This is a genomic window from Pseudomonas luteola NBRC 103146, from assembly GCF_002091675.1.
GTDB lineage: Bacteria > Pseudomonadota > Gammaproteobacteria > Pseudomonadales > Pseudomonadaceae > Chryseomonas > Chryseomonas luteola.
The window spans coordinates 29,643-44,895 of the sequence record NZ_BDAE01000030.1; the positions used below are offsets into that span (position 1 = coordinate 29,643).

Here is a 15,253-nt window from a genome sequence, read left to right on the forward strand (position 1 = left end):
ACCCCGTAATGTTAAAGATTACGCCCTGGCGCCCTGATGAAGATCCACTACCTCAGGTTCTGGCTGTGGCCCAAGCAGGTATTCGTCGCTACCCAATTCTCCCTGCAGGCGCCCGTTGAAGCATTTGAAACTTGCCCCGTAACGATCATGATCAATGACCACTGGCAAGGGTTTGGCCAGTTGAGGAGTAATGAGCCAATAAAGGCCATCGGTAGAGGGTATGAAATTGTGCTTAGTCATAGCCTGGGTTGCCAGCTTTGGATGAGAAACCAAGGGGCCGTTTGATAGCCTTGCGCCTGAATAGCTAGGCGCCAACTATGCTGCTAGAGAGCCGGCCGTATCCCGGAGCCACCCTCATATATTTCTCAGGTGACAAGCGCCATGGTGCAGCGTGGTGACTGACAAGTCAATGCTAATGTCTATTCAATAGCATAACTTTACAGGTAACCGACCAACGATATTACGATTATTTATCTAAAATTCAAAAACCCATTCGGCAGTCGGATATTTAGCGGTAGCCCCTTGGCTCGGCGGTTGAAAGCCAGAAAGCCACTGCTTAATTTCTTCTACTGTAGCCCTTGACAGTTCATAAGCCTGGCCTCTTTCCTTTTTTACACCCAAGAAGAGACCTTTACTGCTGTCTAAGTCATCCATTGTTGACCCGCAGAAAACAGTTATGAACTCACCCATCCCCTTACATGAGGTCAAGGGGTCGTAGAAGCTCAGCCAGTACTCATTATCTTCTTTCGTGTAATCGTTTAGCCTCACGACATTGATTGGATCGCCTCCAATCGATAAGACTTCTTTTGCTGCAATCTTAAAATTTGTATCAGCCAATCTTATCTGCTTTGCCCTTGTGCTAGCTCTGTCATGCACGCTTTCTGAACTTTTTCTCATCTTTCATCCAATCGTACTGACACCTTTTGCCTATGCTAAGACGATGTCGTATGCATACAACATTTAAATTGTTTGGCCACCTGAAGCGTCACAACTCGTGCTTACCTCTTGCCAGACGCATAATGACTCACCGGAACTTAACCACAGAGCACTTGGTTCTGGTTCGGCTGATCCAGGGTTAAACGAAATTCGTATTGAAAGGCTATCCCCTGCTTTACCATCAAGCGTCTCAGTAGCCATTTTTCGAGAATAGACAACCGGGCCTCCGGAAGTTGACTCGACTAACCAGTCCGACATGCTCGAACAAACGAGACCTTCCCCTAAATCGAGCGCCGAAGTGAAGCCATGTACTATTGCTAAACGCTGGGCAATAATGCTTCGGACATGTAGATCTTCTAAAAGAACCGTGACGTCCGATTCGCTAAATCCACTGTCAAGAAGATATCCCAACTGGTAAGCGACACCAGCATTGTTCGCATCAGAAGCGGTACGTGACGCCTGGTTGTAGCTAACCCCTGTAACACTTGAGTAGTGCTCTGTAGCATCATGAACAAGATCGTCTAGATGTTGCTCAATCAGGTTGTATGCCTGAGCTTTGCTGACAAGGTTTTCTAATACTTGCGCTTTAGAGTCGACGACACTATCTGAGGTGGTAGGCTTTCTCATGGATTCCGTCCTTAGTGAAGGGATATATTTGGGTCAAGATCCTGATCAGGATCGAAGACACCATTCGGGTCCCAGGCATCCAGGCCAGCTTTGCGGCAAGCGGAAATAGATGCTGCCGTATGATTGAAGACGTCAGCGGTAACGGCAACAAACCTCAATTGAGAAAGGAAATCTTCCTTCTCTTCAGCAGGTAAATCCCATGTTTCAACAAAATCTCTGGCCTCCTCCATAGACGGCCAGCATGGAGCAGCCTCCTGGCCAACAGGATCTAATTTGCTCCAGAAGCCTAGTCCCAGCATATGACCAAGAAAGACTCCGTCTTTGCTATGAGCTATAACGTAGCCCTCACTATGATCGGATAATCTGGTTTTATCTGCTGAATCTTCGACCGGAATTTCATTGCCCAAGGAAGGTTTACGCATCAGGGCCTCGTGGAAATAAGTATGGTTAGCTGGCATGGCACGGACTGGTTTAGAGTGGTTTGATTAGTCGAACTTACAGGCCGAATGCATAGCCTTCATCGGACACCGTTCTGTCTACAGTAGGGTTCAGCACCCTAGAGAAACCATTAATCTCAAACCAGGTTGCAAGGGGAATATCGAAGTGAAGCTCTGAGCTTATCTCCATCTGTTCAGCTGTTCTTTCCAGACAGGCTTGCAGCACCGCATCGGTTGCAGGCAGAACGCGCATCTCTTCATCGAAATCTGTTGCGAGACCAAGATCAGCGGCGAATAGCCCGCCTTGATTAGTGATGTGGCCTATTAGCAGATCCTGGTCTGGTTCAGCCCAATAAATTCCGTCTTGGCCTTTGCCGAGCACGCCCACCCTTGCCTTAACAGGCTCATTGGAGTGAGCGTTTTCTTGAGAGCAGAGCGTCCTTAATACAGCCTTGTAATTCTCAAGGCCCTCTTCGCGCAGGGCTCGTGCTGGATGCCTAGTTGTAAACTCAAGATCCTGTTTAAATTGAGCGATCAAACGAGCATATTCAGCTTCGTATGATTCAGGCGCCTTGTATTGAGCAGTGGTCCAGCCACTGGTTTTATAGGAGCAAGTACGGCCCATTTCCATAATGTGAAGACGGATTAGATCTTGAAGGGTCTGTGACATCCGGGATCGGGCCATAAGGAAACGCTGAGGTTCGATCATTTGCTCGCTAGCAATTTCAAACTTGTAGCTGTCCCAGGTCGAGCCAAACCAGTCTTGATTAATCTGCCAAACTCCAACGATCTGACTCGTCCCGGCAGAGGTTGTACCTGCTTCAAAACCCCACTCACGAGCATGTACCCGATAATTGTCTTTTAAGGTCTCATATCGAGTGAAAGCATCGTTATTCTTGGGGTCGTCTCAGAAAACGGAAAATAAAGCACGCTAAGGCATAGCCGAACCTGCCAAGCTTGCTCCACCCTGTAGTGACGCGATCAGCGGGCAGGAAACGTTCCCCCTTCGCGCATGGCAGGCGCACACCAACTCAGACAGCACGGCCTCCATGCGCGCCAGGTCAGCCATTTTCTCGCGCACGTCCTTGAGCTTGTGCTCGGCCAGACTGCTGGCTTCCTCGCAATGGGTGCCATCCTCCAGCCGCAGCAGCTCGGCGATCTCATCCAGGCTGAAGCCCAGCCGCTGGGCTGATTTCACGAAGCGCACCCGCGTTACATCCGCCTCGCCATAGCGGCGGATGCTGCCATAGGGCTTGTCAGGCTCCAGCAACAAGCCCTTGCGCTGATAGAAACGGATGGTCTCCACATTGACCCCGGCCGCCTTGGCGAAAACGCCAATGGTCAGGTTCTCCAAATTGTTTTCCATATCGCTTGACTCCGTACATGAGTACGGAAGTAAGGTTACGCTATCCAATTTCAATTCGAAAGGACAAGCGCATGTCTGAACCAAAAACCGGGCGCGGCGCGCTCTTCACTGGAGGGCTTGCCGCCATCCTCGCCTCGGCTTGCTGCCTCGGGCCGTTGGTTCTGATCGCCTTGGGGTTCAGCGGCGCTTGGATCGGCAACTTGGCGGTGTTGGAACCCTATCGCCCCATCTTTATCGGCGTGGCGCTGGTGGCGTTGTTCTTCGCCTGGCGGCGCATCTACCGGCAGGCAGCGGCCTGCAAACCGGGTGAGGTCTGCGCGATTCCCCAAGTGCGAGCTACTTACAAGCTCATTTTCTGGATCGTGGCCGCGCTGGTTCTGGTCGCGCTCGGATTTCCCTACGTCATGCCATTTTTCTACTGATCGGAGTTCACCATGAAGAAACTGTTTGCCTCCCTCGCCCTCGCCGCCGTTGTTGCCCCCGTCTGGGCCGCCACCCAGACCGTCACGCTGTCCGTACCGGGCATGACCTGCTCCGCCTGCCCGATCACTGTCAAGAAGGCGATTTCCAAGGTCGAAGGCGTCAGCAAAGTTGACGTGACTTTCGAGACACGCCAAGCGGTCGTCACCTTCGACGATGCCAAGACCAGCGTGCAGAAGCTGACCAAGGCAACCGCAGACGCGGGCTATCCGTCCAGCGTCAAGCAGTGAGTCACTGAAAACGGCACCGCAGCACAACGGACGTCATTGTCTGGCGCCACAAACGATAAAGGATCTGTTGCATGACCCATCTAAAAATCACCGGCATGACTTGCGACTCGTGCGCGGCGCACGTCAAGGAAGCGCTGGAAAAAGTGCCAGGCGTGCAGTCGGCGCTGGTGTCCTATCCGAAGGGCACAGCGCAACTCGCCATCGTGCCGGGCACATCGCCGGACGCGCTGACTGCCGCCGTGGCCGGACTGGGCTACAAGGCAACGCTAGCCGATGCGCCACTGGCGGACAACCGCGTCGGACTGCTCGACAAGGTGCGGGGATGGATGGCCGCCGCCGAAAAGCACAGTGGCAACGAGCCCCCGGTGCAGGTAGCGGTCATTGGCAGCGGTGGAGCCGCGATGGCGGCGGCGCTGAAAGCCGTCGAGCAAGGCGCGCAGGTCACGCTGATCGAGCGCGGCACCATCGGCGGCACCTGCGTCAATGTCGGCTGTGTGCCGTCCAAGATCATGATCCGCGCCGCCCACATCGCCCATCTGCGCCGGGAAAGCCCGTTCGATGGCGGTATTGCGGCAACTGTGCCTACGATTGACCGCAGTAAGCTGCTGGCCCAGCAGCAGGCCCGCGTCGACGAACTGCGGCACGCCAAGTACGAAGGCATCCTGGGCGGTAATCCGGCCATCACCGTTGTGCACGGTGAGGCGCGCTTCAAGGACGACCAGAGCCTTACCGTCCGTTTGAACGAGGGTGGCGAGCGCGTCGTGATGTTCGACCGCTGCCTGGTCGCCACGGGTGCCAGCCCGGCGGTCCCGCCGATTCCGGGCTTGAAAGAGTCACCCTACTGGACTTCCACCGAGGCCCTGGCGAGCGACACCATTCCCGAACGCCTTGCCGTAATCGGCTCGTCGGTGGTGGCGCTGGAGCTGGCGCAAGCCTTTGCCCGGCTGGGCAGCAAGGTCACGGTCCTGGCGCGCAATACCTTGTTCTTCCGTGAAGACCCGGCCATCGGCGAGGCGGTGACAGCCGCTTTCCGTGCCGAGGGCATCGAGGTGCTGGAGCACACGCAAGCCAGCCAGGTCGCCCATATGGACGGTGAATTCGTGCTGACCACCACGCACGGTGAATTGCGCGCCGACAAACTGCTGGTTGCCACCGGTCGGACACCGAACACGCGCAGCCTCGCGCTGGACGCAGCGGGGGTCACTGTCAATGCGCAAGGTGCCATCGCCATCGACCAAGGCATGCGCACGAGCAACCCGAACATCTACGCGGCCGGCGACTGCACCGACCAGCCGCAGTTCGTCTATGTGGCGGCAGCGGCCGGCACCCGTGCCGCGATCAACATGACCGGCGGCGATGCGGCGCTCGACCTGACCGCAATGCCGGCCGTGGTGTTCACCGATCCGCAAGTGGCGACCGTGGGCTACAGCGAGGCGGAAGCCCACCACGACGGGATCGAGACCGACAGCCGCACCTTGACCTTGGACAACGTGCCGCGTGCGCTCGCCAACTTCGACACACGCGGCTTCATCAAGTTGGTTATCGAGGAAGGCAGCCATCGGCTGATCGGCGTACAGGCGGTCGCGCCGGAAGCGGGTGAACTGATCCAGACGGCGGCTCTGGCCATTCGCAACCGCATGACGGTGCAGGAACTGGCCGACCAGTTGTTCCCCTACCTGACGATGGTCGAGGGGTTGAAGCTCGCGGCGCAGACCTTCAACAAGGATGTGAAGCAGCTTTCCTGCTGCGCCGGGTGAGAAAAAGGAGGTGTTCAATGAACGCCTACACGGTGTCCCGGCTGGCTCTTGATGCCGGGGTGAGCGTGCATATCGTGCGCGACTACCTGCTGCGCGGATTGCTGCGCCCGGTGGCGTGCACACCAGGCGGCTACGGCTTGTTCGATGACGCCGCCTTGCAACGGCTGTGCTTCGTGCGGGCGGCCTTCGAGGCGGGCATCGGCCTCGACGCGCTGGCGCGGCTGTGCCGGGCGCTGGATGCGGCGGACGGCGACGAAGCGGCCGCGCAGCTTGCCCTGCTGCGTCAGTTCGTCGAGCGTCGGCGCGAAGCGTTGGCCGATCTGGAAGTGCAGTTGGCCACCCTGCCGACCGAGCCGGCACAGCACGCGGAGAGTCTGCCATGAACAACCCCGAGCGCTTGCCGTCCGAGACGCACAAACCGATCACCGGCTACCTGTGGGGCGGACTGGCTGTGCTGACTTGCCCCTGCCACCTGCCCATCCTCGCTGTCGTGCTGGCCGGCACAACCGCCGGTGCTTTCCTCGGCGAGCATTGGGTCATCGCGGCGCTCGGTTTGACCGGCCTGTTCCTTCTGTCCCTGTCGCGGGCGTTGCGGGCATTCAGGGAAAGAGAATGAGCGCTTTCCGGCCGGATGGATGGACGACGCCGGAACTGGCCCAAGCGGTCGAGCGCGGGCAGCTTGAACTGCACTACCAGCCCGTCGTCGATCTGCGCAGTGGTGGGATTGTCGGCGCGGAAGCCCTGTTGCGCTGGCGTCATCCGACGCTTGGACTATTGCCACCGGGCCAGTTCCTGCCCGTGGTCGAATCGTCCGGCCTGATGCCTGAAATCGGCGCTTGGGTGCTGGGCGAAGCCTGCCGCCAGATGCGTGACTGGCGAATGCTGGCATGGCGACCGTTCCGGCTGGCCGTCAATGTTTCGGCGAGCCAAGTGGGACCGGACTTCGACGGGTGGGTAAAGGGCGTGCTGGCTGATGCCGAGTTGCCCGCCGAGTATCTCGAAATCGAGCTGACCGAATCGGTCGCGTTTGGTGATCCGGCGATCTTCCCCGCCCTGGACGCCTTGCGGCAGATCGGTGTGCGCTTCGCCGCCGATGACTTCGGGACGGGGTATTCCTGTCTGCAACATCTGAAGTGCTGCCCAATCAGCACGCTCAAGATCGACCAATCGTTTGTCGCCGGGCTCGCCAACGACCGCCGCGACCAAACCATCGTGCACACCGTGATTCAGCTTGCGCACGGGCTGGGCATGGATGTGGTGGCTGAAGGCGTGGAAACATCGGCGAGTCTTGATCTATTGCGACAAGCGGACTGCGACACAGGACAAGGCTTCCTGTTCGCGAAGCCAATGCCGGCGGCGGCATTCGCCGTCTTCGTCAGTCAATGGAGGGGTGCCACCATGAATGCAAGTGACTCGACCACCACCAGTTGCTGCGTGTGCTGCAAGGAAATCCCGCTCGATGCCGCCTTCACCCCGGAAGGCGCGGAATACGTCGAGCACTTCTGCGGGTTGGAGTGTTATCAACGCTTCGAAGCGCGTGCCAAGACAGGGAACGAAACCGATGCCGATCCGAACGCCTGCGACTCGCTACCGTCAGATTGAGGCATACCCTAACTTGGCGTCAGACCATCCGGCGCTAAATCGTCAGAATAGAGTTGCCTTCCGAATTGATTGACATACGCCGTCAAGGGTCATAGATTTCTTCCTGACACATTTCCCTCAGGAGGATACCTTGCACGGTCAGCGCATCGGTTACGTCCGCGTCAGCAGCTTCGACCAGAACCCAGAACGGCAGCTCGAACAGATCCAGGTGGATAAAGTGTTCACCGACAAGGCGTCGGGCAAGGACACACGGCGGCCCGAACTGGAACGGCTGCTCGCCTTCGTGCGCGAAGGCGACACGGTCGTGGTGCACAGCATGGATCGTCTGGCGCGCAACCTCGACGACCTGCGCCGCCTGGTGCAGGGCCTCACCCAGCGCGGCGTACGCATCGAGTTCCTTAAGGAGCATTTGACCTTCACCGGCGAGGACTCGCCGATGGCGAACCTGATGCTGTCGGTAATGGGCGCGTTCGCCGAGTTCGAACGCGCCTTGATCCGCGAGCGGCAGCGCGAGGGCATCGCGCTCGCCAAGCAGCGCGGGGCCTACCGTGGCAGGAAGAAATCCCTGTCGTCTGAGCGTATTGCCGAACTGCGCCAACGTGTCGAGGCTGGCGAGCAAAAGACCAAGCTGGCTCGTGAATTCGGAATCAGTCGCGAAACCCTGTATCAATACTTGAGAACGGATCAGTAAATATGCCACGTCGTTCAATCCTGTCCGCCGCCGAGCGCGAAAGCCTGCTGGCGTTGCCGGACACCAAGGATGAGTTGATCCGTCACTACACGTTCAGCGAAACCGACCTCTCCATCATCCGGCAGCGGCGCGGCCCGGCCAACCGGCTGGGCTTCGCCGTGCAGCTCTGTTACCTGCGCTTTCCTGGTGTCATCCTGGGCGTCGATGAGCCGCCGTTTCCGCCCTTGTTGAAACTGGTCGCCGACCAGCTCAAGGTCAGCGTCGAAAGCTGGGACGAATACGGGCAGCGGGAGCAGACCCGGCGCGAGCACCTGGTCGAACTGCAAACGGTGTTCGGCTTCCAGCCCTTTACCATGGGCCACTACCGGCAGGCCGTCCAGTTGCTGACCGAGATGGTCTTGCAGACCGACAAGGGCATCGTGCTGGCCAGCACCTTGATCGAGCACCTGCGGCAGCAGTCGGTCATTCTGCCTGCCCTCAACGCCGTCGAGCGGGCGAGCGCCGAAGCAATCACCCGCGCCAACCGGCGCATCTACGATGCCTTGGCCGAACCGCTGTCGGACGCGCATCGCCGCCGCCTCGACGATCTGCTCAAGCGTCGGGACAACGGCAAAACGACCTGGCTGGCCTGGCTGCGCCAATCGCCCGTCAAACCGAATTCGCGGCACATGCTGGAACACATCGAACGCCTCAAAGCGTGGCAGGCGCTCGACCTGCCTTCTGGCATCGAGCGGTCGGTGCACCAGAACCGCCTGCTCAAGATCGCCCGTGAGGGTGGCCAGATGACGCCCGCCGACCTGGCCAAGTTCGAGGCGCAGCGACGCTATGCCACCCTGGTGGCGCTTGCCATCGAGGGCATGGCCACCGTCACCGACGAAATCATCGACCTGCACGACCGCATCCTGGGCAAGCTGTTCAACGCCGCCAAGAACAAGCATCAGCAGCAATTCCAGGCGTCCGGCAAGGCGATCAACGCCAAGGTGCGGTTGTTCGGCCGCATCGGCCAGGCGCTGATCGAGGCCAAGCAGGCGGGCCGCGATCCGTTCGCCGCCATCGAGGCCGTCATGTCCTGGGATGCCTTCGCCGAGAGCGTCACCGAAGCGCAGAAGCTTGCGCAGCCCGAGGACTTCGATTTCCTGCACCGCATCGGCGAAAGCTACGCCACGCTGCGCCGCTACGCGCCGGAATTCCTTGCCGTGCTCAAGCTGCGGGCCGCTCCCGCCGCGAAGGACGTGCTCGACGCCATCGAGGTGCTGCGCGGCATGAACAGCGACAACGCCCGCAAGGTGCCCGCCGACGCGCCGACCGAGTTCATCAAGCCGCGCTGGCAGAAGCTGGTCATGACCGACACCGGCATCGACCGGCGCTACTACGAACTGTGCGCGCTGTCGGAGATGAAGAACGCGTTGCGTTCCGGCGACATCTGGGTGCAGGGGTCGCGCCAGTTCAAGGACTTCGAGGACTACCTGGTGCCGCCCGCGAAATTCGCCAGCCTCAAGCAGGCCAGCGAATTGCCGCTGGCCGTGGCCACCGACTGCAACCGGTACCTGAACGACCGGCTGACGCTGCTGGAAACACAGCTTGCCACCGTCAACCGTATGGCGACGGCCAACGAGCTGCCGGACGCCATCATCACCGAGTCAGGCTTGAAGATCACGCCGCTCGACGCGGCGGTACCCGACACCGCCCAAGCGCTGATCGACCAGACGGCAATGATCCTGCCGCACGTCAAGATCACCGAACTGCTGCTGGAGGTGGACGAATGGACGGGCTTCACTCGGCATTTCGCGCATCTGAAATCGGGCGACCCGGCCAAAGACAAGAACCTGTTGCTGACCACGATCCTCGCCGACGCGATCAACCTGGGCCTGACCAAGATGGCGGAGTCTTGCCCCGGCACGACCTACGCCAAGCTGGCTTGGCTGCAAGCCTGGCACATCCGCGACGAAACCTACGGGGCGGCGCTGGCCGATCTGGTCAACGCACAGTTCCGCCATCCCTTCGCCGAGCACTGGGGCGACGGCACCACCTCATCGTCGGACGGCCAGAACTTCCGCACCGGCAGCAAGGCCGAGAGCACCGGCCACATCAACCCGAAATACGGGAGCAGCCCAGGGCGGACGTTCTACACCCACATTTCTGACCAGTACGCGCCATTTCACACCAAGGTCGTGAACGTCGGCGTGCGCGATTCGACCTACGTGCTCGACGGCCTGCTGTACCACGAGTCCGACTTGCGGATCGAGGAGCATTACACCGACACGGCGGGCTTCACCGATCACGTCTTCGCCCTGATGCACCTCCTGGGCTTCCGCTTCGCGCCGCGCATCCGCGACCTGGGCGACACCAAGCTCTACATCCCGAAGGGCGACGCCGCCTATGACGCGCTGAAACCCATGATCGGCGGCACGCTCAACATCAAGCACGTCCGCGCCCATTGGGACGAAATCCTGCGGCTGGCCACCTCGATCAAGCAGGGCACGGTGACGGCCTCCCTGATGCTCCGAAAGCTCGGCAGCTACCCACGCCAGAACGGCCTGGCCGTGGCGCTCCGCGAGCTGGGCCGCATCGAGCGCACGCTGTTCATCCTGGACTGGCTGCAAAGCGTGGAACTGCGCCGCCGCGTGCATGCCGGCCTGAACAAGGGCGAGGCGCGCAATGCGCTGGCCAGGGCAGTGTTTTTCAACCGCCTGGGTGAAATCCGCGACCGCAGTTTCGAGCAGCAGCGCTACCGGGCTAGCGGCCTCAATCTGGTAACGGCTGCCGTCGTGTTGTGGAACACGGTCTATCTGGAACGGGCTGCGCACGCGCTGCGTGGCAACGGCCATGCCGTTGATGACGCGCTGTTGCAGTACCTGTCGCCGCTCGGTTGGGAGCACATCAACCTCACCGGCGATTACCTCTGGCGCAGCAGCGCCAAGATCGGCGCGGGCAAGTTCAGGCCGCTACGACCGCTGCAACCGGCTTAGCGTGCTTTATTTTCCGTTTTCTGAGGCGACCCCTTCTTAGCTCCTAGCAGACTAAAAACGTGTTGGATAATACCCTCAAGGTCTTTCCACTGTTGCTGGAGCTCATCCTCGGTATACGTATCCAGACTAACCGGCTCTTCTGACTCGGTGAGCTGGGAAAGGTAATCTTCATACCCTTGCGTATAGTCCAGGATGTCATCGACAAGAAACGTTCCGCCTGTTTCTTCGAAATTGTCGGAATATACGCCTACGCCCATGACTGATCCTATGCCTTGATTATCAAGCGAATGAGGGAACAGACATAGATTACTGTGACTGATTGAGAGCAGAAAGTATTTTTATATATAATTTACTATTGTATATACTTTTCAACACTAAATTCAGTAGGCACATGAGGTAGAAACCGCTCCAACCATTCATGGGCAGAACTTCGCGATAGTTAATCCATAAGAAACATCATCGCTGGCACACACATAGTCCGACCATATTGCCGTCGATGAGCAACGTAGCGTAATTGAAGCCACCTTCATGGCGCTCAAATTGGGATTCATGCCGGCCACGCCAGAAAGCTGCGCCAGCCATAACGCAGGTGCGCTCCACTATGCGTAAGGCTGAATACCAACGGCTTTGTAACTTACGTAACGGAAGCAGCTACAGCCGTCCGTCTTCGTCTTGTCTGATAGTGGATTGGATGATGAAAAACACTGGATAACGGACAATCCCAGGGAAGCAATCAATGACATTGATGAGTAAACCGACTCTGACAAGGAATCGCCGTATGACCGCCAAACAACGCTTCAATAAGGCCAATATAGCTCAGGCAGTAATGAGCTCTGTTCACTGGACTAGAGGATTATCCGCCATTCGAGGGCAGTTTCTCGCTGAAAGCTGGACAGTACGCTTTGGCTTTATTGTGTTGATGCCCTTTGTGGCAAACGCTCAGGGGCAAGCATTTACGAATCAGGCTGAGCAACCCAGCCAAGCCGAACGCCTGGCCATGCAGTATGGAGAATTTGATTGTGGTGTTCTAACTGCTGATGCTAAAAGTCAGCAAGCCGACGACAATCAGAAGCTTTACTGTCAGTACCTTACTGAATCGATTTTGTCAGGGTGTGGAAACAACAACAACTGCCTTACCTACCAAGGTTGGGCGTCTTCGCTCCCCTTATCTATCAAGCCAGGCTCATCTACCTTTGAGGACGACCTCAAAGTCAGAGCTGATGGTTTTAGACGGTCTTATACCGATAGTAGCAAGGGCACTGAACAGTATCGTTATGAATAAAAGCTGGAACTCAAGCTGTTTCTTGAAAGCCAAGTAATACTGTATTGACGACAGGCTAAGCAGGCTAGCTCAGTCTGTAGCTAGCGATGGCAAGTCGTCTACTATAAGCGGCATAAGCGGTAAATGGCGTTACCGCCTTAAGTCGATACCTCATTCTGACCTATGTAGGTGTGGCTCTGGCTTCAAGCCCGCTTCTTGCTCAGCAATAGACTTTTTCATCCAGTCCCAGATGCCGTTCTGTCCGCCTAAAGAGCCAGAACAGACCAAAGAAGCCAAGATCGCCAGACATCACCTAGGGATTGGCCAACTGCCTATCCATAACAAGCCATAAGAAAAACAGGTTGATTCATGTACATATGAGGTAGAAACCTTGTTTAAAACGATAGTGTTTTCCTGATAGCGCAAGAATCAGCATCGTAGCGGCTACTACCCGCCTTAAGGCCCGCCTCTGCCGATCAGTGCCTGCTCCTCATGCAGAAAGCTATAGACGACAACCGACACTTTTGAACCAGGATATTTTCGGAGGGAAAGCACAGCTATCTTATAGCTTATTGAATGATGTTCTATCCTGTATACGTTTATAAATCTTATAAACCAAAATATGCCATCATGTGTTGACCTTAGCCGTATTCATAGGGAACGACCATGGCAACATCTCTCAAAGGATTAATTTCAAACGCCTCTAGCTCTATAGAGGCGGGCCCTCAACCGGCTTCTAAGAGGCTACTTTTGCCCGGAGAAGAGCCAAATCAGGAACGATCCACACTTGGGAGTGTTTATGATCGAGTGCAGGAGATACAGCGCGTTTATGATCAAGCAAAAGACCGCGAGGAAACTCCGCTAGAGCGTAGTCTTGATCACATGTACACAGGGATGAAAATAGGCGGTGGCGTAGGTGGGGCTGTTGGTCTTGCAGTAAGTCAGATTAAGGAAAAGTCAAAGCATGATGATGACAGCCTTGAGATCGCTAGCAGCCTCGCTGCCAACCCAGCTGCGGCCGTTGCAGGATATGCCGCGGTGCAACTAGCCGGGGATAAGATAGACAACAAGACAATGGCTTATACAAAACTTGCTGTTGCTGGCGCAGGGCTTGCTATGGGTGGCCCTGTTATTCTAGGCGTTGGAAGCGTGGCTGCAGCAGCCAAGGGAGTCTATGACGCACTTCATAAGGCTCCTGAAAAAGATTCTGCCTATCAGTCTGGCACTTCAAGCCAAGCACCCGATTCCGCTCCAGTGCTATACGAGTCCACCCAGATATTTGTGCAAGCTGATGGTGAGTGGGCAGATCTAAACCCTAATATGCGCTAAGTGCTCCCCTATCCTTTTGGAACGCGAGAAGCTGGCCAAGCCGCTTCTTGCCCTCACTACTACCATACTAGGAACCGGGTGAATTTCTTGATCCAGGACAGACACACAACACGCCGGAGCTTGCCCTTTGTAGCTCCCATAGATAAAGGACAATGCGTTTAACCGTACTCGTACCTGTCCTATTCAGGACCAGAGGTAGCTAGCAGTACATTTTCTCGCAATGCTATACTTTCGAGACTACAACACAATCATTTGCTGGTTGCACTATGTCTCGTGATGCTTCTTTCTGGTTGAGCCGTAAATTTCAGGTCGCTTTCTCCGGCATGAGTTCTGTTCTTATGGCCTGCCTTTACAATCCTTACTATGTATTGTTGTTTCCACTCGTTTATATCTGCCTTCTTGTCCTGGAAGGACTTCACAAGTGGCTTCCACACCCGTTGAAAATAGGCGCTCCATTTATTGGGCTTTTTGCACTGCTGCTTTTTTCAGTAGGTCTCACGTTACTTTCCGCGAAGGTGCTAGCTGCTGAGGTGGGCGCCGAGCCTGGTGAGCCAGCACATACTAGCGAGACATCTCAAAATTCTGAGGCGGAACAGATTGCCCGTATCTACCTGCTCTTTCAGAAAGAGTTTGATGCCCGCAAAGCCAGTTCGGGCGGCAGCGTTGAGCAGATCAAATGGATTCAGGCTATGAAGTCGTGCGCAGACCAGTCAGAGCTTATTACTGTGACTCCAGAAACTATGACTCGAATGGCTAGCTGCGCTGATCAGCGTCTTAAAGAAGAAGACCTGGCTGCCCAAAATACTGAGCTAGCACCACAAGCCAAATGAAACCCTTTGTTCTTTTAGCCCTGTCAGCCTTTACGCTCGGCTCGGCCCAAACTCAAGCTCAGCAAGTTGAGCAGGCGCCTTACGTCCATGTAATGCTCCTACAAACCAATGCTACCCAGGAAGAAACCGATGCAGCGCTGGCGCTTCAGAGCTTGGCTGGATCTGAGGGCTCCTACATCATCCCAGCCGATCATGGTATCGCTGATAATCTCCTTAGAGATCTTTCGTCCTCCCGCCCTCGTATCCTCAGCGAAGCTGACATAAAGCCATCCACACGTATCGCCAGTACCGCCCTGGAGACTGTTCTAGATGCTGAAAGCTATCTGATACGTACGAAGGCGAGAGGGATTGTAGAAGACAGGTTTACTATGTGGCTTGGCATCCAGCGATCGTCTGCCGGCAGTGGCCCGGCAAAGGTGCTTGAGCGTGTAGGGGTTCCCCTTGAACTGGCCTATGGTGAGGCAGCCGTAACCCGCATAACACCAAAGCTTCTGGTAGCCGTCATACCTGGTTCATTTGACATTCAAGCGCCCCTGACTGGTACACAACCATCGTTGTCCGGCGAGGCCAACGGCGTTTCTGTCGAACAGACCTCATTGAGCCGGTCAGATCAGGTCGAGGACATAAAAGAGACTTATATCAAGTGGGATGCCCCAGAAGGAGCGGTACTACCCGACGCTGAAGGGCTCCGTCGAATACTTCAAGAGCCGTGACTGCTCCCCGCCCTGTCGGGCGAGG

At 56.7% G+C, this 15,253-nt stretch carries 19 protein-coding genes; 12 read left to right on the plus strand and 7 right to left on the minus strand.

What is annotated here, in order from left to right; translation table 11 throughout:
* Nucleotides 1-18: 18 nt before the first annotated feature.
* From PLU01S_RS25500 to PLU01S_RS22065, 6 genes are all read right to left on the minus strand, one after another.
* Complete coding sequence (locus PLU01S_RS25500) at nt 19-240, minus strand: hypothetical protein (RefSeq protein WP_074829915.1); 222 nt, start codon at nt 238-240, stop codon at nt 19-21.
* Nucleotides 241-474: 234 nt separating this feature from the next.
* Entirely contained in the window at nt 475-897 is a 423-nt protein-coding gene (locus PLU01S_RS22045) for a hypothetical protein (RefSeq protein WP_074829909.1), read from the minus strand.
* Nucleotides 898-960: 63 nt separating this feature from the next.
* A complete protein-coding gene (locus tag PLU01S_RS22050; protein WP_074829904.1) occupies nt 961-1,563 on the minus strand; it encodes a hypothetical protein in 603 nt (200 codons plus the stop codon).
* An 11-nt stretch (nt 1,564-1,574) separates the two neighbouring features.
* Nucleotides 1,575-1,985, minus strand: a complete 411-nt coding sequence (locus PLU01S_RS22055) for a hypothetical protein (RefSeq protein ID WP_074829901.1) — start codon at nt 1,983-1,985, stop codon at nt 1,575-1,577.
* Nucleotides 1,986-2,058: 73 nt separating this feature from the next.
* Complete coding sequence (locus PLU01S_RS22060) at nt 2,059-2,709, minus strand: hypothetical protein (protein ID WP_074829899.1); 651 nt, start codon at nt 2,707-2,709, stop codon at nt 2,059-2,061.
* Between the two features lie 222 nt (nt 2,710-2,931).
* A complete protein-coding gene (locus tag PLU01S_RS22065; protein WP_003131969.1) occupies nt 2,932-3,366 on the minus strand; it encodes a mercury resistance transcriptional regulator MerR in 435 nt (144 codons plus the stop codon).
* Between the two features lie 71 nt (nt 3,367-3,437).
* On the opposite strand from PLU01S_RS22065, the gene merT reads away from it, so the two are divergent.
* From merT to PLU01S_RS22105, 8 genes are all read left to right on the plus strand, one after another.
* On the plus strand, nt 3,438-3,788 hold the full coding sequence (merT, locus tag PLU01S_RS22070) for a mercuric ion transporter MerT (protein WP_003131974.1): 351 nt from the start codon (nt 3,438-3,440) through the stop codon (nt 3,786-3,788).
* 12 nt (nt 3,789-3,800) lie between these two features.
* Nucleotides 3,801-4,076 (plus strand): mercury resistance system periplasmic binding protein MerP, encoded by a 276-nt coding sequence (gene merP, locus PLU01S_RS22075; RefSeq protein WP_003131987.1) that lies wholly within the window; start codon nt 3,801-3,803, stop codon nt 4,074-4,076.
* Between the two features lie 71 nt (nt 4,077-4,147).
* Nucleotides 4,148-5,833 carry a mercury(II) reductase gene (gene merA / locus PLU01S_RS22080; protein ID WP_003158917.1) on the plus strand — a complete coding sequence of 562 codons (1,686 nt, stop codon included), beginning with the start codon at nt 4,148-4,150 and terminating at the stop codon, nt 5,831-5,833.
* A gap of 17 nt (nt 5,834-5,850) precedes the next feature.
* A complete protein-coding gene (gene merD / locus PLU01S_RS22085; protein ID WP_000995360.1) occupies nt 5,851-6,216 on the plus strand; it encodes a mercury resistance co-regulator MerD in 366 nt (121 codons plus the stop codon).
* On the plus strand, nt 6,213-6,449 hold the full coding sequence (gene merE, locus PLU01S_RS22090; protein ID WP_003132004.1) for a broad-spectrum mercury transporter MerE: 237 nt from the start codon (nt 6,213-6,215) through the stop codon (nt 6,447-6,449). The genes merD and merE overlap by 4 nt, the downstream gene beginning before the upstream one ends.
* A complete protein-coding gene (locus PLU01S_RS22095) occupies nt 6,446-7,435 on the plus strand; it encodes a DUF3330 domain-containing protein (RefSeq protein WP_003132006.1) in 990 nt (329 codons plus the stop codon). Before merE ends, PLU01S_RS22095 begins: the two co-directional genes overlap by 4 nt.
* Nucleotides 7,436-7,565: 130 nt before the next feature.
* Nucleotides 7,566-8,126, plus strand: coding sequence for a recombinase family protein (locus PLU01S_RS22100; protein ID WP_003124096.1), 561 nt, complete (start codon nt 7,566-7,568; stop codon nt 8,124-8,126).
* A 2-nt stretch (nt 8,127-8,128) separates the two neighbouring features.
* On the plus strand, nt 8,129-11,095 hold the full coding sequence (locus PLU01S_RS22105) for a Tn3 family transposase (protein ID WP_074829896.1): 2,967 nt from the start codon (nt 8,129-8,131) through the stop codon (nt 11,093-11,095).
* Here PLU01S_RS22105 and PLU01S_RS22110 read toward each other — a convergent pair.
* Nucleotides 11,092-11,352 (minus strand): hypothetical protein, encoded by a 261-nt coding sequence (locus tag PLU01S_RS22110; RefSeq protein ID WP_074829891.1) that lies wholly within the window; start codon nt 11,350-11,352, stop codon nt 11,092-11,094. The genes PLU01S_RS22105 and PLU01S_RS22110 overlap by 4 nt on opposite strands.
* Before the next feature lie 521 nt (nt 11,353-11,873).
* Between PLU01S_RS22110 and PLU01S_RS22115 the strand changes: the two genes are divergently transcribed.
* The 4 genes from PLU01S_RS22115 to PLU01S_RS22130 all read left to right on the plus strand — a co-directional run bounded on the left by PLU01S_RS22115 (nt 11,874) and on the right by PLU01S_RS22130 (nt 15,228).
* A complete protein-coding gene (locus tag PLU01S_RS22115) occupies nt 11,874-12,377 on the plus strand; it encodes a hypothetical protein (protein WP_074829887.1) in 504 nt (167 codons plus the stop codon).
* A 645-nt stretch (nt 12,378-13,022) separates the two neighbouring features.
* Nucleotides 13,023-13,685 (plus strand): hypothetical protein, encoded by a 663-nt coding sequence (locus tag PLU01S_RS22120; protein WP_074829882.1) that lies wholly within the window; start codon nt 13,023-13,025, stop codon nt 13,683-13,685.
* 266 nt (nt 13,686-13,951) lie between these two features.
* Nucleotides 13,952-14,515 (plus strand): hypothetical protein, encoded by a 564-nt coding sequence (locus tag PLU01S_RS22125; RefSeq protein WP_139208943.1) that lies wholly within the window; start codon nt 13,952-13,954, stop codon nt 14,513-14,515.
* Complete coding sequence (locus PLU01S_RS22130) at nt 14,512-15,228, plus strand: hypothetical protein (protein WP_074829877.1); 717 nt, start codon at nt 14,512-14,514, stop codon at nt 15,226-15,228. The genes PLU01S_RS22125 and PLU01S_RS22130 overlap by 4 nt, the downstream gene beginning before the upstream one ends.
* The last annotated feature ends 25 nt before the right edge of the window (nt 15,229-15,253 follow it).